This is a genomic window from Rathayibacter sp. AY1E8 (genome assembly GCF_002931415.1).
Lineage (GTDB): Bacteria > Actinomycetota > Actinomycetes > Actinomycetales > Microbacteriaceae > Rathayibacter.
This window is the reverse complement of record NZ_PSVI01000001.1, coordinates 54,966-77,563: the sequence shown is the minus strand read 5'-3', so window position 1 is coordinate 77,563 and position 22,598 is coordinate 54,966. Positions and strand designations below refer to the sequence as shown.

Sequence of the window (22,598 nt, the reverse complement as noted above, 5' to 3'; positions counted from 1 at the left end):
GGGAGCGCCGCGAGGCCTCAGTACGCTGGAGGAATGACCGAGGCGGCCGACACTCCCCGCGGGATCCCGGGCCTGTTCGAGCGGGTCATGCGGACGCGGCCGGTGCGGGTGATGCTCCACTACTCCGAGACCGGCGGGCCCCTCTTCGCCTCCGGACTCGCCTTCCAGGCCCTGTTCGCGGTCTTCGCGGCGCTCTTCGTCTTCTTCGCCGTCTTCGGCTTCTGGGTGCGCGACGACTCGGTGCTGCGCGACTCCCTCCTCGATCTGGTGACCCGCTCCGTCCCCGGCCTGATCGGCGGGAAGAACGCGCTCGTGTCGGTGGACGACCTGCTCGACTCGTCGATCCTCGGCTGGACGGGTGCGATCGCGGCCGCCGGCCTGCTCTGGACGGCGCTGAACTTCCTGGGGAGCCTGCGCCAGGCGGTCCGGCTGCTCTTCTCGCTCCCCGGACCCACGACCCTCTTCGTCCTGCTCAAGCTCAAGGACGCGGGGCTCGCCCTGGTCTTCGGGGCGGTGCTGCTGGTCTCGGCGGGTCTCTCCGTGTTCTCGACCTCGCTGGTGGACGTGGCGTTCGGCTTCCTCGGGATCGGCAGCGAGTCGATGCCGGCCCGTCTCGCCGGCAGCGCGGTCGGCCTGCTGATCATGCTCGCCCTGGACACGGGCACCCTCGCCGGCTCCTTCCGCATCCTCTCGGGCATCTCGATCCCCTGGAAGAACCTCTGGGCGGGGTCGCTGCTCGGCGGAATCGCTCTCGGCGCGCTCAAGGTCCTCGGAACGCAGCTGCTGGGCGGCGCCTCCCGCAATCCGCTGCTCGCCTCGTTCGCGGTCCTCATCGGTCTGCTGATCTGGTTCAACCTCGTCTGCCAGGTGATCCTGATCGCCGCGTCGTGGATCTCCGTCGGGATGAGCGACGCCGGGATCTCGGCGCGCAAGCTCACGCCGGAGGAGCGCGAGAAGGAGCGGGAGGAGCAGCTGCGCACCGCGCGCCGCACCCTCGCCGAGGCCGAGCGCGAGCGGCTTCGCGCCGCGCTGCCGGAGGCGTCCCTCCTGAAACGACGGCGCCTGGAGCGCCAGCTCGCGCAGCTCGAGGAGGAGCTCGAGCAGCTCGCCGCCTGACCCGGCGGTCCGCTTCCCGGTCTTCCCGGCGTCGCCGCGCCCGATTCCGCCTGCCGATTCTGTCCGTTTCTGTTGACTTCCCTCCTGAACGGGTCTAAAAAGAGGTAAACGCAGATCCGAGGTCGGCAACGACACCGCGGATCCGGCGCACCACCCACGGCCAGACGACGGAGTCCACATGTACGCACCGGAGCGGCACCAGGCGATCCTGGACCGCGCCCGCACCGACGGGCGTGTCGAGGTCCGCGACCTCGCCCTCTCCCTCGCCGTGACGCCGGAGACGATCCGCCGCGATCTCACCAGCCTCGAGAAGCGGGGCCTGCTGCGCCGTGCGCACGGCGGAGCCATCCCCGTCGAGCGGCTGGGCATCGAGCCCGAGGTCGCCGCCCGGGAGGGACACCTCGCCGGCGAGAAGGACCGCATCGCCACCGCGGCCCTCGCCGAGGTGCCCGACGGCGGCTCGATCGCCATCGACGCCGGCACCACCACGGTGCGGCTGGCGGAGCTGCTCCCCCTGGACCGCCGGCTGACGGTCGTCACCCACTCCCTCCCCGTCGCGATGGCGCTCGTCGGCCGGCCCAACATCGACCTCCACCTCATCGGCGGGCACCTGCGCGGAGTCACGCAGGCCGCCGTCGGGCCGTGGGCCGCCCAGGCCCTCTCCACGGTCTCGGTGGACGTCGCCTTCATCGGCACGAACGGCCTCAGCCTCGAGCGCGGGCTCACCACCCCCGATCTCGACGAGGCCGTCGTCAAGTCCGCGATCATCGCCTCCGCGCGCCGGGTCGTGGTCCTCGCCGACCACTCGAAGTTCGGCCGGCAGGACTTCGGGCACGTCGCTCCGCTGTCCGCGGTCGACACCGTCATCACCGACGCCGATGTCGACGACGAGCTCGCCGACGACATCGAGTCGGCCGGCCCGGAGGTCGTCCGCGCATGATCGTCACCGTCACCGCCAACCCGAGCATCGACGTCACCCTCTCCACGAGCGGCTTCGCCGTCGGCGAGGTCAACCGCGCGCACGACGTGCGGCGCGACCCGGCCGGCAAGGGCGTCAACGTCGCCCGTGCCCTCGCGCGCAACGGCGTCGAGGCGACCGCGGTCTACCCGGCCGACGCCTCCACCGGCGTCGACCTGTCCACGATGCTCCGGGCCGCCGGAGTCCGCTCGGCCAGTGCGGCGATCGCCCACCCGATCCGCACCAACATCACCGTGGTCGACGACCGGACGGGCCGCACCACCAAGATCAACGAGCCCGGCCCCGCCGTCACGGAGGAGGAGGCTCACGCCCTCTCCGAGCTGATCGGCGAGCACGTCTCGGCCTCGCCCCGCTGGCTCGTCGCCTGCGGCAGCGTCCCCCCGGGATTGGGAGCGGACTTCTACCCCGCCCTCGGCCGCCTCGCCCTGCACTTCGGCGTCCCCCTCGCCGTCGACACCTCGGGAGCCCCCCTGACCGCGATCATCGCGGCCGGCACCGCCACCCTGGTGAAGCCCAACCTCGAGGAGCTCGAGGAGCTCCTCGGCCGCTCCCTGACGACGGTCGGAGACGTCGTCGCCGGAGCCCGTGAACTCCTGCAGCTGCCCGACGCGCGAGCGCTCGTCAGCCTCGGAGAGCACGGCGCCCTCCTCGTCACGGCGCACGCGTCGTGGTGGGCGGGCGCCCCCGCCGTCGTGCCCCTCAGCACCGTCGGCGCCGGCGACAGCACGCTCGCCGGCTACCTCTCGGCCGTCGACGCCACGGAGGCGGAGCGCCTCGCGACAGCAGTCGCGTGGGGTACCGCCGCTGTCCAGCTCCCGGGCAGCGAAGCCCCGGGTCCCGACTCCCTCCGCCTCGACGACGTCTCCGTCGTCGAGAACCCCGACCCCACCCTCCCGATTGGAGAACTGAGCGCATGACTGCTCTCACCGAGGCGTCGACGGTCATCGTCGACCTCACCGCCGCCACGAAGGACGAGGCCACCGCGCAGCTCGCGAAGACGCTCGCCGACGCCGGCCGCGTCACCGACCTCGACGGCTTCCTCGCCGACGTCCGCGACCGCGAGTCGCAGATGGCGACCGGCATGCCCGGCGGCATCGGGATCCCCCACGCCCGCTCCTCCCACGTCGTCTCGCCCAGCGTGGCGGTCGGCATCGCGAAGCAGGGCGTCGACTTCGGCGCCCCCGACGGCCCGGCCGACCTGATCTTCCTGATCGCGGCTCCGGACGGCGCCGACCAGGCGCACCTCAAGATCCTCGCCCAGCTCGCCCGCAAGCTGATCCACGAGTCCTTCACCGGTTCCCTCCGCGCCGCCGCCAGCGGCCAGGAGGTCGCGGACATCATCGCCCGAGAGGTCGTCGTCTCATGAGGATCGTCGCCGTCACGAGCTGCATCGCCGGCATCGCGCACACCTACATGGCGGCCGAGGCCCTCGAGCAGGCCGCGAAGAAGAAGGGGTACGAGATCCAGGTCGAGACCCAGGGCGCCGCGGGCTCCGATCCCATGTCGGACCGGACCATCGCCGACGCCGACGTCGTGATCCTCGCCGCCGACCTCGAGGTCCGCGGCAAGGAGCGCTTCGCCGGGAAGCCCACCCTCGAGGTGGGCACGTCGGAGGCGCTCGCGAAGGCGGCCGACGTCATCGACCGCGCCGTCGCGAAGGTGCAGGACGCGCCCGCCGCGAGCCCCGCCTCCGGCCCGCGCTTCGTCGCCGTGACCAGCTGCATCGCGGGCATCGCCCACACGTACATGGCGGCGGAGGCGCTCGAGCAGGCCGCGAAGAAGCGCGGCTACCCGATCCACGTCGAGACCCAGGGCGCGGCCGGCTCGGACGAGATGACCGCGGCCGACATCGCCGCCGCGGACGTCGTCATCCTCGCCGCCGACCTCGAGGTCCGCGGCAAGGACCGCTTCGCCGGCAAGCCGATCCTCCAGGTGGGCGTCGCCGAGGCCCTGTCCAAGCCGGACGAGGTCCTCGACCGCGCTCTGGCCCTCCGCGGCTCCGGCTCCGCCGCGTCCGCCCCCGCCCGCTCGACTCCGGCCGCGGCCCCCGCCGCGCCGAAGAAGGTCGGCGTCGGAACACGCATCCGCCAGAACCTGATGACCGGCGTCTCCTACATGATCCCGTTCGTCGCGGCGGGCGGTCTGCTGATCGCGCTGTCGTTCCTGTTCGGCGGCTACCGGATCGTCGACTTCACGGCCCAGCAGATCATCGACGACGGCTTCAACGTGGCGAACATCACCGACTGGGCCGGAGTGATGTTCCTCATCGGAAGCGCGACCTTCGCCTTCCTGGTGCCGGTGCTCTCGGGCTTCATCGCCTTCGGCATCGCCGATCGTCCCGGCATCGCGCCGGGCTTCCTCGGCGGCGCGGTCGCGGTCACCGTCGGCGCGGGCTTCCTGGGCGGCCTCGCCTCCGGCTTCATCGCCGGCTACGCGGCCCTCTACATCTCGCGGATCAAGCTCCCCGCGGCGTTCAAGTCGCTGATGCCCGTCGTGATCATCCCCCTGATCGCCACCTTCATCACCGGCTTCCTGATGTTCGTGGTGCTCGGAGCGCCGCTCCGCGCACTGAGCGAGGGCCTGTCGTCCTGGCTCTCGGGCCTCTCGGGCGGCAACCTGATCATCCTGGGGATCATCCTCGGCCTCATGATGGCGTTCGACATGGGCGGTCCGGTCAACAAGGTGGCCTACGCCTTCGCGACCACCGGCCTCGCCTCCGTCCCCGCCGACGGCGACCCGAACTCCGTGCAGTTCAAGGTGATGGCGATCGTCATGGCCGCCGGCATGACCCCGCCGCTGGGTCTGGCCCTGGCCACGACGCTCCGCAAGCGCCTGTTCACCGACGCCGAGCGCCAGAACGGCAAGGCCGCCTACCTGCTGGGCGCGTCCTTCATCTCGGAGGGGGCCATCCCGTTCGCCGCGGTCGACCCGCTGCGCGTGATCCCGTCCGCCATGGTCGGCTCGGCCGTCACGGGTGCGCTCGTCGCGCTCTTCGGCTCCACCCTCCGCGCCCCGCACGGCGGCGTCTGGGTCACCGGGCTCGTCGGGCAGCCGATCCTCTACCTGGTCGCCATCCTGGTGGGCATGGTCGTCACGGCCGTCTGCGTGATCATCGCGAAGAGCATCAAGCGCGCCCCAGTGGTCGCCGAGGTGCCCGAGCCCGCCACCGCGCAGGCCGTCCCCGCCTGATCCCCTCCGACCGACCGTCCTGAGCGGTCCCGCCGGCGGTCGCCTCCGCGCTCCTCCCCCTCTCCGAGGGAGTGGCGTGAGGCGGCCGCCGGCTTCCGCGTTCCGGGGTGCGAGCGCGGCCGGGCGGCCCGCTCCGCGGCTCCGAATAGACTGCTCCGGTGACTCGCAGCACCCTCCGCATCGCCTCCGTCAACGTGAACGGCGTCCGCGCCGCCTACCGCAAGGGGATGGGCGACTGGCTCGCCGCCCGCGACGTCGACGTCCTGGCCCTGCAGGAGGTCCGCGCCTCCACGGACGACCTCACGGGGCTCCTCGGGGACGAGTGGGACGTGCTGCACGACGAGGCGACCGCCAAGGGGCGCGCCGGAGTCGCTCTCGCCTCGCGCAGGCGCGCCACGATCCACCGCGTGACGTTCGGCGCCGACGACTTCGACTCGGCCGGACGCTGGCTCGAGGCCGACTACGAGGTCGGCGGCCGCTCGCTCACCGTCGTCTCCACCTACGTCCACTCCGGCGAGGTCGGCACCCCCAAGCAGGTCGAGAAGTACCGCTTCCTCGACGCGATGGAGGCGCGCCTGCCCGAGATCCAGGCGCACAGCGAGCTCGCCGTGGTGATGGGCGACCTCAACGTCGGCCACCGCACGCTCGACATCAAGAACTGGAAGGGCAACGTCAAGAAGGCCGGCTTCCTCCCGGAGGAGCGCGCCTACGTCGACCGCTTCGTCGGCGCCGAGGGCGACCCGGACTACAACGCCGGTGCCGGACTGGGCTGGGTCGACCTCGGCCGCCGGTTCGCGGGCGAGGTGCCCGGACCGTACACGTGGTGGTCGCAGCGCGGCCAGGCCTTCGACACCGACACCGGCTGGCGCCTCGACTACCAGCTCGCCACGCCCGCGCTCGCCGACCTCGCCCGCAGCTACGAGGTCGACCGCGCCGCCTCCTACGACACCCGCTGGTCCGACCACTCCCCCGTGGTCGTCGACTACGAGCTCTGACCCTCTCCCCGCGATCCCGACCCCTCGAGGCCACCCATGACTCCCAGCACCCCGGGCGCCAAGCCCGTCATCTTCTCCGGCATGCAGCCCTCCTCCGGGTCGCTGCACCTCGGCAACTACATCGGCGCGCTGACCCAGTGGGTCGCGATGCAGGAGGACTTCGACGCCTACTTCTGCGTCGTCGACCTGCACGCGATCACGGTCCCGCAGGACCCGCAGCAGCTCCGCGAGCGCACCCGCGCGACCGCCGCGCAGTACATCGCCGCGGGCATCGACCCCGCGCGCTCGACCCTCTTCATCCAGTCCCACGTGCCCGCTCACGCCGAGCTCGCCTGGGTCCTCAACACCCTGACCGGCTTCGGCGAGGCCAGCCGGATGACGCAGTTCAAGGACAAGTCGGCGAAGCAGGGCGCTGAGGCCGCCTCGGTGGGCCTGTTCACCTACCCGATCCTGATGGCGGCCGACATCCTGCTGTACCAGACGGACGCGGTGCCGGTCGGCGAGGACCAGCGCCAGCACCTGGAGCTCACCCGCGATCTCGCCGCGCGCTTCAACTCGCGCTTCGGCGAGACCTTCGCCGTGCCGGAGCCCCACATCGTGCGCGAGACCGCGAAGATCTTCGACCTGCAGAACCCGGGCGCCAAGATGTCGAAGTCGGCGGAGTCGGATGCGGGCCTGCTCAGCGTGCTCGACGAGCCGAAGGCGACCGCGAAGAAGATCATGCGCGCCGTGACGGACACCGAGTCGGAGGTGCGCTTCGACCGGGCGGCGAAGCCCGGCGTCTCGAACCTGCTGACGATCTACTCGGTCCTCGCCGACCGCTCCGTCGAGTCGCTGGAGCAGGAGTACGCGGGCCGCGGCTACGGGGACCTCAAGAAGGGCCTCGTCGAGGTGGTCGCCGCCACCTTCGACCCGATCCGAGCGCGGACCGCGGAGCTGCTCGCCGACCCGGCCGAGCTCGACCGGGTCCTCTCCCTCGCCGCCGACCGCGCGTCCGAGACCGCGGAGCGCACGCTCGCCGCCGTCTACGACTCCGTCGGCCTCCTCCGCCGCGTCCGCTGAGGCGGCCGTGCTGCGGCTCGCGCTCTTCGACCTCGACGACACCCTCTTCGCCCATGCCCGCGCTGTGCGGGAGGGGATCGTCGCGTACGCCGCCTCGCTCGGCGCCGCCTACGCCGGCGAGCCGGCCGACGTGCAGCGCCGCTGGCACCTGCTCGAGGAGGAGCACTACCACCGCTACCTCGCGGGCGAGCTCGACTACGAGGGCCAGCGCCGGGCGCGCGCCACGGACTTCGCCGCGGAGGCCGGAGTCATGCTGGCTCCCGAGGAGGCGAGCTCCTGGTTCCGCGGGTACCTCGAGCGCTACGTCGCCGCCTGGACCCTCCACGACGACGCGCTGCCCGTCCTCGACCGGCTCGACGCCGCCGGAGTCCGCCTCGGCGTCATCACCAACGGCGTGCTCGACTTCCAGCGGGGGAAGATCGAGGGCACGGGCCTCTCCGGTCGCTTCGAGCACGTGATCGCCTCCGGCGACGTCGGCGTCGCCAAGCCGGACGCGCGGATCTTCGCGATCGCCTGCGAGCGGTTCGGGGTCTCTCCGGAGGAGGCCCTCTACGTCGGCGACCGGCTCGGCACCGACGCCGTCGGAGCGGCCGCTGCGGGCCTGCGCGGCGTCTGGCTCGACCGCGTCGGCGGTCCCGAGCACGGCCGCGAGCTGCCGCCCGAGGCGGTCGAGCTGGGCGTGCGCCGGATCGCTTCCCTGGATGAGCTGGACGCGCAGCTCGGGCTGTCGGCGGGCTGAGGCCTCACCCGGTCCGGGTCTCGATAAGCCGCCTGCAGCGACTACGCGACCAGCATGCAGGTCCGAATTGCCGGGTCTCGATGAGCCGTCTGCGGCGACCACTCGACCAGCATGGGTGTCCCCGAACCACCCCGTTGCGATACCCGTTGCGTCGTCGTCGGAACGACGAAGCGCCCCACCCGACCCGGGGGTCGGACAGGGCGCTTCACCGTGAACGGACGCACATCATCCGCTCGCCGCACGAGGCGAACGGGGAGGACGCGTGTCAGCGTCGTCCCCTAGCCGGACGGAACCCGCTCCCCGAGACGCGACCATCTCGATGAGCCGACCGCGCCGCGGCAGGCAGGGACTGCCGCGGAGAAAACTACTGCACGTCCTCGTCGATCCAGTCGAAGGTCTTGGTGACGGCCTTCTTCCAGAGGCGGTACTGGCGGGCGGCCTCGTCCTGGTCCATCTGCGGGGTCCAGCGCGAGTCCTCCTGCCAGTTCTGGCGCAGGTCGTCGAGGTTCTCCCAGAAGCCGACCGCGAGACCGGCCGCGTAGGCCGCTCCGAGCGCGGTGGTCTCCGCGACGACCGGTCGGACGACCGGGACGCCGAGGATGTCGGCCTGGAACTGCATGAGCAGGTTGTTGGCGATCATTCCGCCGTCGACCTTGAGCTCCTGCAGGGGGACGCCGGAGTCGGCGTTGACCGCGTCCAGGACCTCGCGGGTCTGGAAGGCGGTCGCCTCGAGCGCGGCGCGGGCGATGTGGCCCTTGTTGACGTAGCGGGTGAGGCCGACGAGGGCTCCGCGTGCGTCGGAGCGCCAGTAGGGGGCGAACAGACCCGAGAAGGCGGGCACGAAGTACGCGCCTCCGTTGTCCTCGACCGTGGCGGCCAGCGCCTCGACCTCGGGGGCCGAGCCGATGAGGCCCAGGTTGTCGCGCAGCCACTGGATCAGCGAGCCGGAGACCGCGATCGAGCCCTCGAGCGCGTAGTGCACCTCGCCGTCGCCGAGCTTGTAGCCGATGGTGGTGAGCAGACCGTTCTTCGAGTGGACGATCTCGGTGCCCGTGTTGAAGATCAGGAAGTTGCCGGTGCCGTAGGTGTTCTTCGCCTCGCCCGGGTCGAACGCCGCCTGGCCGAAGGTCGCGGCCTGCTGGTCGCCGAGGATGCCGGCGATCGGGACCTCGCGCAGCAGCGACGAGGACTCGACGTGGCCGTAGACCTCGGAGGAGGAGCAGACCTTGGGGAGCATCGACTTCGGGACCCCGAAGGCCTCGAGGATGTCGTCGCGCCACTCGAGGGTCTCGAGGTCGAGGAACAGGGTGCGGGAGGCGTTGGTGACGTCGGTCTTGTGGACGCCGCCGTCGATGCCGCCGGTCAGGTTCCAGAGGACCCAGGTGTCCGTCGTGCCGAAGATCAGGTCGCCTGCCTCGGCCTTCTCGCGAGCACCCTCGACGTTCTCGAGGATCCAGACGATCTTGGTGCCGGAGAAGTAGGTCGCGAGAGGGAGGCCCACGATCGACTTGAAGCGGTCCGCGCCCTCGTCGCCGGCGAGGCGGTCGACGATCGACTGGGTGCGGGTGTCCTGCCAGACGATGGCGTTGTAGACGGGCTTGCCGGTCGTCCTGTCCCAGACGACAGCGGTCTCGCGCTGGTTGGTGATGCCGACGGAGGCGATGTCGTGGCGGGTCAGGTCGGCGCGGGAGAGAGCCTGGCCGATCACCTCGCGGACGTTGTTCCAGATCTCGATCGGGTCGTGCTCGACCCAGCCGGCGCGCGGGAAGATCTGCTCGTGCTCCTTCTGGCCGGTGGAGACGATCGATCCCTTCTTGTCGAAGATGATCGCGCGGGACGACGTGGTCCCCTGGTCGATAGCGATGACGTAGTCAGCCATGAATGATTACTCCTTCGTAACGGGGGTGAAAGGAAGCGCGGCGGTCTAGAGGACCGGGAGCAGCACGAGCGAGGCGAGGCCCGCGAGCACTCCACCGACGATCGGGCCGGCGACGGGCACCCAGGCGTAGCTCCAGTCGCTCGAGCCCTTGCCCTTGATCGGCAGGAGAGCGTGCGCGATGCGGGGGCCGAGGTCGCGGGCGGGGTTGATGGCGTAGCCGGTCGGGCCGCCGAGGGAGGCGCCGATCGCGATCACCAGGATGGCGACGGGCAGCGCGCCGAGCGCGGCCAGACCGCCGTCGCCCTGACGTCCGCCGCCGAAGCCGATGACGACGAAGACGAGGACGAAGGTGCCGATGACCTCGGTGACGAAGTTCCAGCCGTACGAGCGGATCGCCGGGCCGGTCGAGAAGACGCCGAGCTTGTTCGCCGCGTCGGGCTCCTCGTCGAAGTGCTGCTTGTAGGCGAGCCAGCAGAAGACGGCACCGAGGATCGCACCGATCATCTGGGCGAGGATGTAGACGAGGATCGAGACGATGTTGACGGGCACGCCGGATCCGAACTCGGTCGCTCCGCTCGCGACGAGGCCCAGGGTGACCGCGGGGTTGAGGTGCGCCCCCGAGTTGTACGAGACGATCACACCGGCGAAGACCGCGAAGCCCCAGCCGATGTTGACCATGAGGGTTCCGCCGTTGAGACCCTTGCTCTTCACGAGCGCGACGTTGGCGACGACACCGCAGCCGAGGAGCACGAGCATGGCCGTTCCCACGACTTCGGCGAGGAAGACCACTCCGAGATTGTCCACGTTGACCTTTTCCTTTTCGTAAGACGGACGCGCACAGGCGTCCGCGGCGGGCTTCGATGCCCGACGGTGTGAAGTTATCGGCGCCCTGTCCTAGCGACAAGGAACGGCGCGTGCACGTTTGTGCGTTGTCACGACGGAAGCCCCGGTCGAGGTGGTCCTCGGTCCGGGGCTTCCGTCGATCCGCGCCTGATCGCCGATCAGGAGGCGGGCACGGCCGTCGGGGTCTGCACCGAGGTGCCCCCGACGTCGACGCCGTTGTACTCCTTGAGGTGCGCGATGGTCGCGTCGACCTCCGACGCGCGGGCGGCGTCGTCCCAGCCCAGCACGGCGCCCGTGTGCTCGGCGAGCTCCTCGAGGAGCTCGCGGCTCAGGCCGCCCGTGAAGGCGTGGTTGGTGCGGCGCATCACCAGGTCGATGAGGTGCACCACGCTCTCGCGCTGGGCGAGGTAGCGGATCTCACCGGTGGTGAAGTCCTTGTCGAAGTCGAGCGCCTCGTCGTGTCCGTCGGCCAGGGCCTCGATGACCTCCTGCGCGCGGGTGCCGTAGCGCTCGAGCAGCTGGCCCGTGCGGGCCGAGGAGAGCCCGGAGCGGTGCTGGCTGATCCACTGCGCGCGGGACGCGTCGGTGCGCGGGAAGCCCTTGCCGCCTCCGATGGGGGTCTTCACGGTGGAGACGCGACGGGTCACGCCGATCCGCTTGAAGACCTCGTTCGAGAGGTGCTCCGACAGGGCGCGGAACGTCGTCCACTTGCCGCCGACCAGGCTGAGCACGGGCGAGCCGTTGCCGGGGAGCGTCGAGGGCTCGATGCGGTAGTCGCGGGAGACGAAGCCCGGGGCCTCGTCGTCGTGGCGGGGCAGCGGGCGGATGCCGGAGAACTTGAAGACGATCTGCGAACGGTCCACGCGGATGGCCGGGAAGACGTGGTTGACGAGCTCGAAGAAGTAGTCGATCTCCTCCTCCGTGCACACCGCCGGCTTCGTGGGGTCGGCGTCGATGTCGGTCGTGCCGACCATCACGCGGCCCTTGAGCGGGTAGATGAGGACGATGCGTCCGTCGCTGTGCTCGAAGAACATCTCGCGACCCTCGCAGGCCTCGACCAGCTCGGGGTTGTCGAGCACGATGTGCGAGCCCTTGGTGCCGCCCATGAATTTCGTGGACGTGCCGAGGGCCGTGTTGGTGAAGTCGGTCCACGGTCCGGAGACGTTGACGACGACGTCCGCCGCGAAGGTGAACTCCTCGCCGGACTCGCGGTCGCGGAGGACGACGCCCTTCTCGTCGGCGCCGACGGCCTCGACGTAGTTGGCCGCGCGGGCCTTCCTGCCGCCGATCAGCGCGTCGTGGAGCACGTCGAGCGCGAGGCGCTCGGGCTCGTGCACGGAGGCGTCGAAGTAGGTGGCGGTGTACTTGATCTTCGGGTCGAGCTTGGGGAGCTCGTTCAGCGAGCGCTTGCGCCCGTGGAACTGGTGGCGCGGGACCGTGCCGCCGTCGCGGGAGAAGAAGTCGTACATCGTGAGGCCGACCTTGATCAGCAGCGCACCGCGCTCCTGCGGCTTGCCCGACTTGTGGGTCAGGAAGCGCAGCGGAGCCGCGAGGATGCCCGAGAACGTCGAGTAGATCGGGATCGTCGTCTGCAGCGGCTTCACGTAATGGGGAGCGATCTTCAGCAGGCCGTTGCGCTCGTGCACGCCCTCGTTGACGAGTCGGAACTCGCCGTTCTCGAGGTAGCGGATGCCGCCGTGGATCATGTGGCTCGAGGCGCTCGAGGCACCGGAGACGTAGTCGCCGCGCTCGACGAGGGCGACGTCGACGCCGTTGAGCGCGAGCTCGCGGAAGGTCCCGATGCCGTTGATGCCACCGCCGATGACCAGGACCGTGGCGCGGGGGTTGTCGCGGAGAGCAGCGACGCTCTCGCGCAGAGCGGAGTTTCCGGGAGTTCCGTCGGACTGTGCCACTTCGTACTCGCCTTCGTGTCGTAGGGGTGTCGTCGAGGCCTCCGCACCAGCCTGCACCGGGGAGATGACCGATTGATTTCGCGGAGGAATACAGCCATCCTTGACCCGACAACACATCCGGTCAAGACGGGTGGAAATCCGTGCAGGGAGCGCTATGACCCCGGTGAGACCGGTCGTCGAACTCGACGAGACGACCCACGCGACCCATCCCGACAAGACGCGGGACGCGCTGCGTGCGGCCCAGCTGTACTACATGCAGGATCTGACGATGGACGCGATCGCGCACGAGCTGCACACGTCGCGCTCCTCCGTCTCGCGCCTGCTCTCGCACGCCCGCGCGACCGGCCTGGTCGACATCCAGATCCGCTCCCCCCTCGACCGGGCGAGCGCCCTCTCGGCCGAGGTGCGGTCCCACTTCGACATCACGGCGCACATCGTGCCGGTGCCGGACCACACCAGCGAGATCGACCGGCTCGAGCGGGTCGCCCTGTCCGCAGCGAGGATCCTCGGGCAGTTCATCGACTCGAACATGATCGTCGGCATCGCCTGGGGCTCCACGATGAGCGCGATCAGCCGCCACCTGATCGCCAAGGAGACGCACAACACGCAGATCGTGCAGCTGAACGGCGCCGGCAACACCGAGACCACGGGCATCAACTACTCGAGCGAGATCCTCCGCCGCTTCGGTGACGCCTACGCGGCGAAGGTCCAGCAGTTCCCGGTGCCGGCGTTCTTCGACGACCCGACCACCAAGCAGGCGGTGTGGCGCGAGCGCTCCACCCGACGGGTCCTGGAGCTGCAGCAGCGGATGGACGTGGCGCTGTTCGGGCTCGGGTCGCCGTTCGCGGCGGTCCCCTCGAAGGTCTACATCGGCGGCTACCTGGAGCCGAGCGACTTCACCTCGCTCAGCGGCTCCGGGGTCGTCGGCGACGTCGCGACGGTGTTCTACCGGTCCGACGGCAGCTGGGACGACATCCCCATGAACGAACGTGCAAGCGGTCCGGACCTCTCCACGGTGCGCCGCGCGTCGCGCCGGATCTGCGTCGTGTCGGGCGCCTCGAAGCTGCCGGGCCTGCGCGGCGCCCTGGCGGCCGGCCTCATCACCGACCTCATCCTCGACGAGGGAACGGCCCGCGCCCTCATCTCGGACTGACGACTCCCGCCCTTCCGCGGGCGCGCTCGGGTACGCGGCACGCCGACCCAGGCGCACCGGAGCGGCGTCTCGCGGGAGCGGTCAGGACTCGCGAGCGTGCGCGTCGAGGAACTCGTAGACCTCGGCGTCGTCGATGCCGGGGAAGGTCCCCGACGGCAGCGGCGCGAGCACGTGCGCGTGCAGGCGCGCGCTCGGCCAGGCGTTGCCGTCCCAGCGCGCGGCGAGCTCCGACGGGGCGCGCCGGCAGCAGGACTCGTCGGGGCAGCGGGAGAGCTCGCGGCGGTCGGTGTCGCGGCCTCGGAAGAAGCGGGCCTCGGCGAACGGGACGCCCACGGTGATCGAGAACTCCTCGGTGGCGGTCGTGCCGGTCTGCGACGCCGACCAGAAGGTGCCCGCCGGAGTGTCGACGTACTGGTAGTACTCCGTCGTCCGGTTGGTCCGGGTGAACGCGGAGCGCGCCGACCAGTAGCGGCAGACGACCTGGCCCTCGACGGCCCCGGTGACGTCGGTCGGCAGCGGCAGCCCGTCGTTCTCGTAGGCCTTCTGGATCGAGCCGTCTCCCAGCACCCGCAGGAAGTGCATCCGGATGTCGAGGTGCGAGGTGAGCAGGTTCGTGAAGCGCAGGGCGGCGGCCTCGTGGGTGACGCCGAAGCCGTCGCGGAAGTCCTCCACCGAGACGTCCCGCTCGCGCTTCGCCTCCTGGAGGAACGCGACCGCCGGCTCCAGCGGCATCAGGCACGCGGCGGCGAAGTAGTTGATCTCGAGGCGCTGGCGGAGGAAGTCGGCGTAGGTCACCGGCCGCTCGTGCCCGAGGAGGCGGTGCGCCATCGCCTGCAGCGCCAGCGCCCGCAGGCCGTGCCCCCCGGGGATCGAGGCGGGCGGGAGGTAGATCCTGCCGTTCGCGAGGTCGATCACCGAGCGGGCGGAGTGCGGCAGGTCGCCGACGTGGATGATCTCGAAGCCGAGGTGCCGGGCCATCTTCGAGACGGAGCTGTGGGTCAGAGCTCCTGCGCGGTGCCCGACGGTCCGGAGCATCTCGCCCGCCACCTCCTCGATCTCGGGCAGGTAGGAGCTGCGCTCGCGCAGCTGGAGCCGCTGGGCGGTGTTGGCTCGGCGCGCCTCCTCCGGTGTGGCACTCGCCTCGCTCCGGCGACGGGCGAGCTCGCGGTAGACGCCGAGGAACGCCTCCAGCACGGGCGTGCTCAGCCCCTTGTTGACCTTGAACTCGGGCAGGCCGAGCGAGCGGTACAGCGACCCCTTCTGCACGCGCGCCAGCTCGATCTCGAGCGCGGCCCGCTCGCTCGGCGGCTCGTCCGAGAGCAGCGCCGCCAGCTCGACGCCGAGCGCGGCCGCGAGGCGCTGCAGGAGGGAGAGGCGCGGCTCGCGGCGCCCCGTCTCGATCAGCGAGAGCTGGCTCCCCGACACGTCGACGCGCTCGGCGAGCTGCCCGAGGGTCAGTCCGCGCCGGGTGCGGAAGTGGCGCAGGCGCTGCCCGAGCAGCACGGCGTCGGAGCCCGGGGCGGGCGTCGAGGGATCGGTCACGACGAGCTCCAGCGGTCGGTTGTGACGGAAGCGCAAAAAGGCGGTTTCTTGACCGCCTGAGCGCCGGGAATACCTCCTGATCCTCCTCCATCCTGGCTTCAGGCGCCACCGAGCGCCCCTCCCGGCCCGGCCGGCCTCTCTCCGGCTGCGGCCGGCGACTCCCCACTCCCGTCGACGACGACCACCGAAAGCGGAGCCAGCATGAGCATCTACAGCAACACCGTCCGACTCGAGCCGAGCACCATGACCGGGCCGACGTCCGTCCCCGCGCCCGTCGTGCCGCCGGCGCCCCTCGCCCTCCGCCGCTGGGTGCGCGAGACCGCCGCGATCCTCAAGCCCGACGCGATCGAGTGGAGCGACGGCTCCCCCGCGGAGTGGTACCGCCTGACCGAGCGGCTCGTCGCCTCCGGCACGCTCCTCCCGCTCAATCCGGAGTGGCGGCCCGGCTCGTTCCTGGCCCGCACCGACCCGGACGACGTCGCCCGGGTCGAGGACCGCACCTTCATCTGCACGACCGACGAGGCCGACGCGGGACCGACCAACAACTGGCGCGAGCCCGCCGCGATGAGGGCCGAGCTCGCTCCCCTCCTCGACGGAGCGATGCGCGGACGGACGATGTACGTCGTCCCGTTCTCGATGGGGCCCGTCGGCGGTCCGCTCTCGCAGCTGGGCGTCCAGGTCACCGACTCGGCCTACGCGGTGCTGAACCTGCGGATCATGGCGCGCGTGGGCTCCGAGCCGCTCGCCGCCTTCACCGAGGAGACCCCGTTCGTCCGCGGCGTGCACACCGTGGGGCTGCCCCTCCGCGACGCGGACGGCGTCTCCCGCGAGGACGTCGCCTGGCCGTGCAGCCCCGTGAAGTACATCACCCAGTTCCCGGAGACGCGCGAGATCGTCTCGTACGGCTCCGGCTACGGCGGCAACGCCCTGCTGGCGAAGAAGTGCTTCGCCCTGCGCATCGCCTCGGCGATGGGGCGCGAGGAGGGCTGGCTCGCCGAGCACATGCTGCTGATCCGCATCGTCTCGCCCGAGGGACGGCGCTACCACGTCGCCGCCGCCTTCCCGAGCGCGTGCGGCAAGACCAACCTCGCGATGATGCAGCCCGCGATCCCCGGCTGGCGGGTCGAGACGCTGGGCGACGACATCACCTGGATGCGCCGCGGGGAGGACGGACGCCTCTGGGCGATGAACCCCGAGACGGGCTTCTTCGGCGTCGCTCCCGGCACCGGGGAGACCTCGAACCCGAACGCCGTGCAGACGCTCTGGGGCAACACGATCTTCACCAACGTCGCGCTCCGCGAGGACGGCGACGTGTGGTGGGAGGGCCTGACCGACGAGGTCCCGGAGCGGCTGACCGACTGGCGCGGGCACCCGTGGACGCCGGCGTCCGGCACGCCTGCCGCGCACCCCAACTCCCGCTTCACCGCGCCGGCCGCGCAGTGCCCGTCGCTCTCCGCCGACTGGGACGCCCACGAGGGCGTGCCGCTGGACGCGATCGTCTTCGGGGGCCGACGGGCGAGCAACGTCCCGCTGGTCACGCAGGCCACCTCGTGGCAGCACGGCGTCTTCCTGGGTGCGACCGTCGCCTCCGAGAAGACCGCGGCCGCGGAGGGCACGGTCGGGGAGCTGCGCCGCGATCCGTTCGCGATGCTCCCCTTCTGCGGCTACAACATGGCCGACTACTTCGCGCACTGGCTCGCGATCGGCGCCGAGCTCGGCGATGCGGCGCCGGCCGTGTTCCAGGTCAACTGGTTCCGGAAGGACGCGGACGGCGAGTTCCTCTGGCCCGGCTTCGGCGAGAACGCGCGGGTGCTGCAGTGGCTCGTCCGCCGCCTGGAGGGGCTGGCGGAGGCGCGGCGGAGCCCCCTCGGCGACCTGCCGGTCGCGATCAACACGCACGGGCTCCGGCTCTCCGCGGCCCAGAAGAAGGAGCTGTTCTCCGTCCCGGTCGAGGCGTGGCTGGAGGAGTGCGCGCTCACGGAGGAGTTCTTCACGCGGTTCGGCGACCGGCTGCCGCCCGAGCTGACCGCCGAGCTCCGGGCCCTGCGGCTCCGGCTCCTCGCCGAGAAGCTGCCGCTGGCGGCCTGATCCCCCTGACCGAGCCGGCTCCGGCCGGACACCCCTGTGGCCCGCGGGCGGATCATCCCCCTTTCCTCGCACCCCCGCGGGTCCACTCTCCCCTTCCGCTCCCACGACGACGGGCACCATGACCGACCGCATCACGCTCCGCTTCCTCGCCGCCCCGCAGGACGCCACCGCCGACGGCCGCAGCGCCCAGGCCGGCCGCGTCCTCGAGTGGATCGACAAGGCCGGCTACGCCTGCGCCGTGGGCTGGAGCGGCGGCTACTGCGTGACGGCGTACGTCGGCAACGTCCACTTCACCCGGCCCATCTCGGTCGGCAACCTGATCGAGGCGACCGCCCGCGTCATCCACACCGGGCGCACGAGCATGCACGTGCTGGTGCAGGTCGCGCAGGCGGATCCGCGGACCGGCCTCTACGAGGACGCCACGCACTGCCTCCTCGTGTTCGTGGCCGTCGACGACGAGAAGAGGCCGCGGTCGGTCCCGGAGTGGCGGCCCCGCTCGATCGAGGACCTGTCCCTCGCCGAGGGCGCCGCCGCGCGCATCGACGGCCGCCGACGGCTGCACGACGTGATGCGCGCCCAGGAGTACACCGAGGAGGGCACCGGTCCGCGGATCGTGTTCCGCTTCCTCGCGGCGCCGGGCGACGTCAACTGGGGCGGCAACGCCCACGGCGGGATCGTGATGCGCTGGATCGACGAGGCGGCCGACGCGGTCGCGCAGCGCTGGACCGGCCGCGACGCGGTGGCCGTCTACTCCGGCGGGATCCACTTCTACCGTCCGGTGCGCATCGGGCACCTCGTCGAGGTGGAGGCGCGCCTCATCCACACGAGCGCCCGGAGCATGCACCTGGCGGTGCACGTGCGCTCCGGGGACCCGCGGACCGGCGAGCTGGAGCTGACCACGCAGTGCCGGAGCGTCTTCGTGGTGCGGGGCTCCGACGGGGCGGCCGAGCCGGTCCCGCCTCTCGAGCCGCGGACCGAGGAGGACCGGCGTCTGGACGCCCGTGCGCGCGAGCTGATCCTCCTGCGCGCGGCGCTGCCGCCGCTCCCGCTCGCGGGGACGGCCGGCAGCGCGGCGCTGCCGCCGCTCCCGCTCGCGGGGACGGCCGGCGCTAGGGTCGGAGCGTGAAGCTGCCGATCCTCGTCCTCAACGGCCCGAACCTGAACCTGCTCGGCACCCGCGAGCCCGAGCTCTACGGCTCGGACACCCTCGCCGACGCCGAGGCGCTGGCGGCGGAGGCGGCCGAGCGGCACGGCTTCACGGTCGAGACCTTCCAGAGCAGCTCGGAGGGCGCGATCGTCGACCGGCTGCACGCGGCTCGCGGCTCCGTCTCGGGAGTGGTGCTCAACGCCGGGGCGTTCACGCACACGTCGATCGCGATCCGCGACGCCGTCCTCGCGACCGAGCTGCCGATGGTCGAGGTCCACGTGAGCAACGTGCACCGGCGCGAGCCGTTCCGGCAGCACTCCTACCTCTCGGACGTCGCGATCGCCGTGATCGTCGGCGCGGGGATCGCCGGCTACGGCTACGCGGTGGACGTGCTCGCGCGAGCGGCGGAGAAGCGATGAGCGGCCTCGGACGCTCCTTCGGCAGCGCGGTCGACGCCTACGACCGCGGGCGGCCCGGCTACCCCGACGACGCCGTCGACTGGATCGTGGGGCACGCCCCCGCGCGGGTGGCGGGCGCCTTCCTCCCGGAGCGGGCCCGCGCGGCGGGAGCCGACGCCTCCGATCGGCTGCGCGCCGTGGACCTCGGCGCGGGAACGGGCAAGTTCACCGCGTCGCTCGCGTCCCGCGGCCTCGCCGTGACCGCGGTCGAGCCCGACGCGGAGATGCTCGCGCGGCTCGCCTCGAATCTGCCGGGGGTCCGCCCCGAGGAGGGGACGGCCGAGGCGATCCCCGCCGCGGACGCCTCCGCGGAGCTCGTCACCGCCGCGCAGTCGTGGCACTGGGTCGACGCCGAGCGCGCGGGAGCCGAAGTCGCCCGCGTCCTGGTGCCGGAGGGCGTGCTCGCGCTGGTGTGGAACATCCGCGACGAGTCGGTCCCCTGGGTGCGCCGGCTCGGCGAGGTCGCCGGAGCCTCCTCCGCCGAGCGCTTCGACACGCTCCGGCCGCCGCTCGGCTCCGCTCTCGAGCGGGTGGCGTTCGCGGCCTTCGAGTGGTCCTTCGAGCTGGACCGAGCCGGGGTGCGCGACATGTTCGCGTCCCGCAGCTCCGTCATCGCGATGCCCGACGAGGAGCGCGCCGCGGTCCTCGCGGCGGTCGACGCCGTGGTGGACGAGGAGTCGGGCGGGAGCGGGACCGTCGCGATGCCGTACTCGACGCGCGTGACGATCGCGCGCCGCTCCTCCTCCGCCTGACTCCGCGCCGCGCGCCGCGGACCGCCCCGCCCGCCGACTACCCTCGGAGGGCGCCGCACCGGCGCGAGCACCGAGAGCACGAGGAGAGACGCACGTGAGCATCATCGCCGCCGCAGACGGGTCCGCACTGGGCAACCCCGGCCCCGCCGGCTGGGCCTGGTACGTCGACGACGAGCGCTGGGCCGCGGGCGGCTGGTCGCACGGCACGAACAACATCGGCGAGCTCACCGCGGTGCTCGAGCTGCTGCGCGCGACCGCGCAGGAGGAGGAGCCGCTGCACATCCTCTGCGACAGCCAGTACGCCATCAAGGCCTGCACCGAGTGGCTGCCGGGCTGGAAGCGGAAGGGCTGGCGCAAGGCCGACGGCAAGCCGGTGATGAACGTCGAGATCATCAAGGCGCTCGACGAGGAGCTGCAGGGCCGGGCCGTCACCTTCGAGTGGGTGAAGGGGCACGCCAACCACCGGATGAACGAGGCCGCCGACCTCCGCGCCCGGAGCGCCGCGACCGCCTACCAGCGCCGGCAGCCCGTCGACGCCGGACCCGGATGGCCGACGGCCGCCGCCGCGCCCGCCGCGGCCGCTGCGCCCCCCGTCGAGGACTCCGCCACCCTCTTCTAGCCGCGTTCCCCCTGGGGCAGCCGCAGCAGCCCCGTCGCCACCAGCTCGCGCACCCGCGGCAGCACGGAGTCGGACACCGCCTCCTCCTCGACCTGGAGGAGCGAGGCGACCGCCGCCGCGATCGCCGCCACCGAGAGCTCGCCGTCGCAGGCGCCGACCACGGCGGCGAGCGCCGTGTCGACCTCCTCGACCCGGGCGAACCCGCCGCCCTGGCGCAGCCGCAGAACCGTCGGATCGTCGTTGCCCGGCCAGTAGTGCCGCTCCTCCGTGACGTCTCCGGCGACGACCAGGGCGAGACCCGCCAGAGCGCGATCGTCGATCGACGCGAGGGCCTCGGCCGCGTCGAGGCAGGCGGCGAGGTGGCCGCCCAGGCCCGCGGTCGCGACCGGCGTGGTGATCCGCTCGAAGCGGCGGATCGGCGGGCGGGGCTGCTCGGGCAGGCGGAGCGTGACGTAGCCGAAGCCGACGCCGGTCACCCCGCGCCGCTCGAAGTCGGTCAGCCAGGCGTCGACCAGCGCGTCGAACGCGGGGCCGCGGGTCGTGCCGCCGTCCCGGATCCAGGTCTCGGCGTAGACCGCCGGATCCTGACGCTCGCGCTCCACGACCCAGACGTCCAGCGGAGAGGCGGTCCCGCCCATCCAGGCGTCGAGCCCCTCGGGCCCCGCCTCGAGCGCCTGCTCCAGCGGGCTGCGGGCGTCGGCGAGCCAGGCCGCGATCCGGTCGAAGGCGTCCGCGCCCTCCCGGTACTCCCAGTTCCCCAGGAGCTGCGCGACACCGCCGGGCACCAGGTGCTCGGCTGCTCCGAGGATGACGCGGCGCACGATCTCGTCGCCCTCCAGCCCGCCGTCGCGGTACTCGTAGGAGGGGACGCCCTCGGCTCGCGGCGTGATGACGAACGGCGGGTTCGTGACGATGTGGTCGAAGCGCTCCCCCGCGACCGGCTCGTAGAGGCTGCCGAGGCGGAACTCGATGTTCTCGATCCCGTTGAGCGCCGCGGTGAAGGAGGCGAGCGCGAGCGCGCGCTCGGAGATGTCGGTGGCGACCACCTGCTCGGCGTGGCGGGAGGCGTGCAGCGCCTGGATCCCGCAGCCGGTCCCCAGGTCGAGCACGCGGCCGACGGGTCGCTGGATCATCAGGCCGGTCAGCGTGAGGCTCGCGCCGCCGACGCCGAGCACGTGGTCCTCGTCGAGCGCGCGGCCGAGGGCGAGCTCCCCGAGGTCGGAGGCGATCCACCAGGAGGCAGCGCCGCGCTGGTCGACCACGTCGTAGGGGCGCAGGTCGAGGGCCGCGGTGACGACGGCTCCGGCCTCGACGCGCACCAGCCCGAGCTCCACCGCCCCCTCCAGCGCGAGAGCGCCGAACGCCTCGTCCGCGTCGTCGGCCGAGACGGGATCGGCCAGGAGGAACAGGCGGGCGAGGGTGGCCAGCGCGTCGTGGTCGCCGCTGCGCTCGAGGGCGCGGCGGGCGGGGACCCGGTCGCCGCGGTGCAGCGCCTCGGCCGCTTCGTCGCCCCAGAGCCCCCGCACGGCGTCCACGCCGTAGCGGGCGCGGATCAGGTCGTCGCGCAGGAGGGCGATACGGGCTCGGTCGAACGGGTCTGCGGAGAACACCGCTCCATCCTCCTGCACACGGGTCGGCCACCGGGGCCGCCGCGGCCGTACGATCGGAGGCATGCCGCTGACCGGAGAGTACGAACCCAGCACGTCCGAGTGGGCCCGCGAGCAGGCGGAGCTCTACGAGCGGACCGGCGGAGCCGAGGGGAACCTCCTCCGCGGCCGCCCCATCATCGTCCTGACCACCGTCGGCTCGAAGAGCGGGAAGCTCCGCAAGACCGCGCTGATGCGCGTCGAGCACGAGGGCGAGTACGTGGTCGTCGCGTCCAAGGGCGGCGCGCCCGAGCACCCCGTCTGGTACGGCAACATGCTCAAGGAGCCGCACGTCGAGCTGCAGGACGGGCCCGTGAAGAAGGACTACGCCGCGAGCGTGCTCGAGGGCGATCTGCGCGCGGCCTGGTGGGAGCGCGCGGTCGCCGCGTGGCCGGACTACGCCGAGTACCAGACGAAGACCGAGCGGCAGATCCCGCTCGTGCTGCTCACTCCCTGGTCCTGAGTGCGGCGGGCGGCT

The 22,598-nt window shown here is 72.0% G+C and carries 20 protein-coding genes; 15 read left to right on the top strand and 5 right to left on the bottom strand.

The window, feature by feature from the left end; all coding sequences use genetic code 11:
* The first annotated feature begins 33 nt into the window (after positions 1-33).
* From C5C74_RS00420 to C5C74_RS00380, 8 genes are all read left to right on the top strand, one after another.
* Positions 34-1,116: a YhjD/YihY/BrkB family envelope integrity protein gene (locus C5C74_RS00420; RefSeq protein ID WP_104223189.1), complete on the top strand. Its 1,083-nt coding sequence runs from the start codon at positions 34-36 to the stop codon at positions 1,114-1,116.
* Between the two features lie 178 nt (positions 1,117-1,294).
* Positions 1,295-2,056 carry a DeoR/GlpR family DNA-binding transcription regulator gene (locus C5C74_RS00415; RefSeq protein WP_104226423.1) on the top strand — a complete coding sequence of 254 codons (762 nt, stop codon included), beginning with the start codon at positions 1,295-1,297 and terminating at the stop codon, positions 2,054-2,056.
* Positions 2,053-3,012 (top strand): 1-phosphofructokinase family hexose kinase, encoded by a 960-nt coding sequence (locus tag C5C74_RS00410; protein ID WP_104226424.1) that lies wholly within the window; start codon positions 2,053-2,055, stop codon positions 3,010-3,012. Before C5C74_RS00415 ends, C5C74_RS00410 begins: the two co-directional genes overlap by 4 nt.
* Positions 3,009-3,461 (top strand): PTS sugar transporter subunit IIA, encoded by a 453-nt coding sequence (locus C5C74_RS00405; protein ID WP_097166616.1) that lies wholly within the window; start codon positions 3,009-3,011, stop codon positions 3,459-3,461. Before C5C74_RS00410 ends, C5C74_RS00405 begins: the two co-directional genes overlap by 4 nt.
* Positions 3,458-5,284: a PTS fructose-like transporter subunit IIB gene (locus tag C5C74_RS00395; protein ID WP_104232839.1), complete on the top strand. Its 1,827-nt coding sequence runs from the start codon at positions 3,458-3,460 to the stop codon at positions 5,282-5,284. Before C5C74_RS00405 ends, C5C74_RS00395 begins: the two co-directional genes overlap by 4 nt.
* A 158-nt stretch (positions 5,285-5,442) precedes the next feature.
* Positions 5,443-6,279 (top strand): exodeoxyribonuclease III, encoded by an 837-nt coding sequence (locus tag C5C74_RS00390; protein ID WP_104223192.1) that lies wholly within the window; start codon positions 5,443-5,445, stop codon positions 6,277-6,279.
* A 36-nt stretch (positions 6,280-6,315) separates the two neighbouring features.
* Entirely contained in the window at positions 6,316-7,341 is a 1,026-nt protein-coding gene (gene trpS / locus C5C74_RS00385; RefSeq protein WP_104232840.1) for a tryptophan--tRNA ligase, read from the top strand.
* 7 nt (positions 7,342-7,348) lie between these two features.
* A complete protein-coding gene (locus C5C74_RS00380; RefSeq protein WP_104350774.1) occupies positions 7,349-8,080 on the top strand; it encodes an HAD family hydrolase in 732 nt (243 codons plus the stop codon).
* A 364-nt stretch (positions 8,081-8,444) separates the two neighbouring features.
* Here the strand turns inward: C5C74_RS00380 and glpK are convergent, their stop codons facing one another.
* From glpK to C5C74_RS00365, 3 genes are all read right to left on the bottom strand, one after another.
* Positions 8,445-9,959, bottom strand: coding sequence for a glycerol kinase GlpK (gene glpK, locus C5C74_RS00375; protein WP_104350773.1), 1,515 nt, complete (start codon positions 9,957-9,959; stop codon positions 8,445-8,447).
* A gap of 45 nt (positions 9,960-10,004) precedes the next feature.
* Positions 10,005-10,715: an MIP/aquaporin family protein gene (locus C5C74_RS00370; protein ID WP_374952909.1), complete on the bottom strand. Its 711-nt coding sequence runs from the start codon at positions 10,713-10,715 to the stop codon at positions 10,005-10,007.
* 245 nt (positions 10,716-10,960) lie between these two features.
* Positions 10,961-12,715: a glycerol-3-phosphate dehydrogenase/oxidase gene (locus C5C74_RS00365; protein WP_258061232.1), complete on the bottom strand. Its 1,755-nt coding sequence runs from the start codon at positions 12,713-12,715 to the stop codon at positions 10,961-10,963.
* Between the two features lie 154 nt (positions 12,716-12,869).
* Between C5C74_RS00365 and C5C74_RS00360 the strand changes: the two genes are divergently transcribed.
* Positions 12,870-13,868, top strand: a complete 999-nt coding sequence (locus tag C5C74_RS00360; RefSeq protein WP_104223198.1) for a sugar-binding transcriptional regulator — start codon at positions 12,870-12,872, stop codon at positions 13,866-13,868.
* Between the two features lie 81 nt (positions 13,869-13,949).
* Here the strand turns inward: C5C74_RS00360 and C5C74_RS00355 are convergent, their stop codons facing one another.
* Positions 13,950-15,410 carry a helix-turn-helix domain-containing protein gene (locus C5C74_RS00355; RefSeq protein WP_104350771.1) on the bottom strand — a complete coding sequence of 487 codons (1,461 nt, stop codon included), beginning with the start codon at positions 15,408-15,410 and terminating at the stop codon, positions 13,950-13,952.
* Between the two features lie 201 nt (positions 15,411-15,611).
* Here C5C74_RS00355 and C5C74_RS00350 point away from each other — a divergent pair, with 201 nt between their 5' ends.
* The 5 genes from C5C74_RS00350 (at position 15,612) to C5C74_RS00330 (ending at position 20,474) form a co-directional block, all read left to right on the top strand.
* Positions 15,612-17,498 (top strand): phosphoenolpyruvate carboxykinase (GTP), encoded by a 1,887-nt coding sequence (locus tag C5C74_RS00350; RefSeq protein ID WP_374953478.1) that lies wholly within the window; start codon positions 15,612-15,614, stop codon positions 17,496-17,498.
* Between the two features lie 118 nt (positions 17,499-17,616).
* Positions 17,617-18,624, top strand: coding sequence for an acyl-CoA thioesterase (locus C5C74_RS00345; RefSeq protein WP_104350770.1), 1,008 nt, complete (start codon positions 17,617-17,619; stop codon positions 18,622-18,624).
* Positions 18,621-19,064 (top strand): type II 3-dehydroquinate dehydratase, encoded by a 444-nt coding sequence (aroQ, locus tag C5C74_RS00340; protein ID WP_104223201.1) that lies wholly within the window; start codon positions 18,621-18,623, stop codon positions 19,062-19,064. The genes C5C74_RS00345 and aroQ overlap by 4 nt, the downstream gene beginning before the upstream one ends.
* Positions 19,061-19,855, top strand: coding sequence for a class I SAM-dependent methyltransferase (locus tag C5C74_RS00335; RefSeq protein ID WP_104350769.1), 795 nt, complete (start codon positions 19,061-19,063; stop codon positions 19,853-19,855). The genes aroQ and C5C74_RS00335 overlap by 4 nt, the downstream gene beginning before the upstream one ends.
* A gap of 94 nt (positions 19,856-19,949) precedes the next feature.
* Positions 19,950-20,474 carry a ribonuclease H gene (locus C5C74_RS00330; protein WP_104350768.1) on the top strand — a complete coding sequence of 175 codons (525 nt, stop codon included), beginning with the start codon at positions 19,950-19,952 and terminating at the stop codon, positions 20,472-20,474.
* Here the strand turns inward: C5C74_RS00330 and C5C74_RS00325 are convergent.
* The gene (locus C5C74_RS00325) at positions 20,471-22,084 is read right to left on the bottom strand and encodes a methyltransferase (protein WP_258064065.1); all 1,614 of its coding nucleotides are present in this window, start codon (positions 22,082-22,084) and stop codon (positions 20,471-20,473) included. The genes C5C74_RS00330 and C5C74_RS00325 overlap by 4 nt on opposite strands.
* A gap of 61 nt (positions 22,085-22,145) precedes the next feature.
* Here C5C74_RS00325 and C5C74_RS00320 point away from each other — a divergent pair, with 61 nt between their 5' ends.
* Positions 22,146-22,583, top strand: coding sequence for a nitroreductase family deazaflavin-dependent oxidoreductase (locus C5C74_RS00320; RefSeq protein ID WP_104223205.1), 438 nt, complete (start codon positions 22,146-22,148; stop codon positions 22,581-22,583).
* Positions 22,584-22,598 lie beyond the last annotated feature (15 nt).

Excerpts from the sequence above, each read along its gene's own strand:
- C5C74_RS00420 (WP_104223189.1), top strand. The coding sequence starts at position 34 with ATGACCGAGGCGGCCGACACTCCCCGCGGGATCCCGGGCCTGTTCGAG.
- C5C74_RS00415 (WP_104226423.1), top strand. The coding sequence starts at position 1,295 with ATGTACGCACCGGAGCGGCACCAGGCGATCCTGGACCGCGCCCGCACC.
- C5C74_RS00410 (WP_104226424.1), top strand. The coding sequence starts at position 2,053 with ATGATCGTCACCGTCACCGCCAACCCGAGCATCGACGTCACCCTCTCC.
- C5C74_RS00405 (WP_097166616.1), top strand. The coding sequence starts at position 3,009 with ATGACTGCTCTCACCGAGGCGTCGACGGTCATCGTCGACCTCACCGCC.
- C5C74_RS00395 (WP_104232839.1), top strand. The coding sequence starts at position 3,458 with ATGAGGATCGTCGCCGTCACGAGCTGCATCGCCGGCATCGCGCACACC.
- trpS (WP_104232840.1), top strand. The coding sequence starts at position 6,316 with ATGACTCCCAGCACCCCGGGCGCCAAGCCCGTCATCTTCTCCGGCATG.
- glpK (WP_104350773.1), bottom strand. The coding sequence starts at position 9,959 with ATGGCTGACTACGTCATCGCTATCGACCAGGGGACCACGTCGTCCCGC.
- C5C74_RS00370 (WP_374952909.1), bottom strand. The coding sequence starts at position 10,715 with ATGCTCGTGCTCCTCGGCTGCGGTGTCGTCGCCAACGTCGCGCTCGTG.
- C5C74_RS00360 (WP_104223198.1), top strand. The coding sequence starts at position 12,870 with ATGACCCCGGTGAGACCGGTCGTCGAACTCGACGAGACGACCCACGCG.
- C5C74_RS00350 (WP_374953478.1), top strand. The coding sequence starts at position 15,612 with ATGAGCATCTACAGCAACACCGTCCGACTCGAGCCGAGCACCATGACC.
- C5C74_RS00345 (WP_104350770.1), top strand. The coding sequence starts at position 17,617 with ATGACCGACCGCATCACGCTCCGCTTCCTCGCCGCCCCGCAGGACGCC.
- C5C74_RS00335 (WP_104350769.1), top strand. The coding sequence starts at position 19,061 with ATGAGCGGCCTCGGACGCTCCTTCGGCAGCGCGGTCGACGCCTACGAC.
- C5C74_RS00320 (WP_104223205.1), top strand. The coding sequence starts at position 22,146 with ATGCCGCTGACCGGAGAGTACGAACCCAGCACGTCCGAGTGGGCCCGC.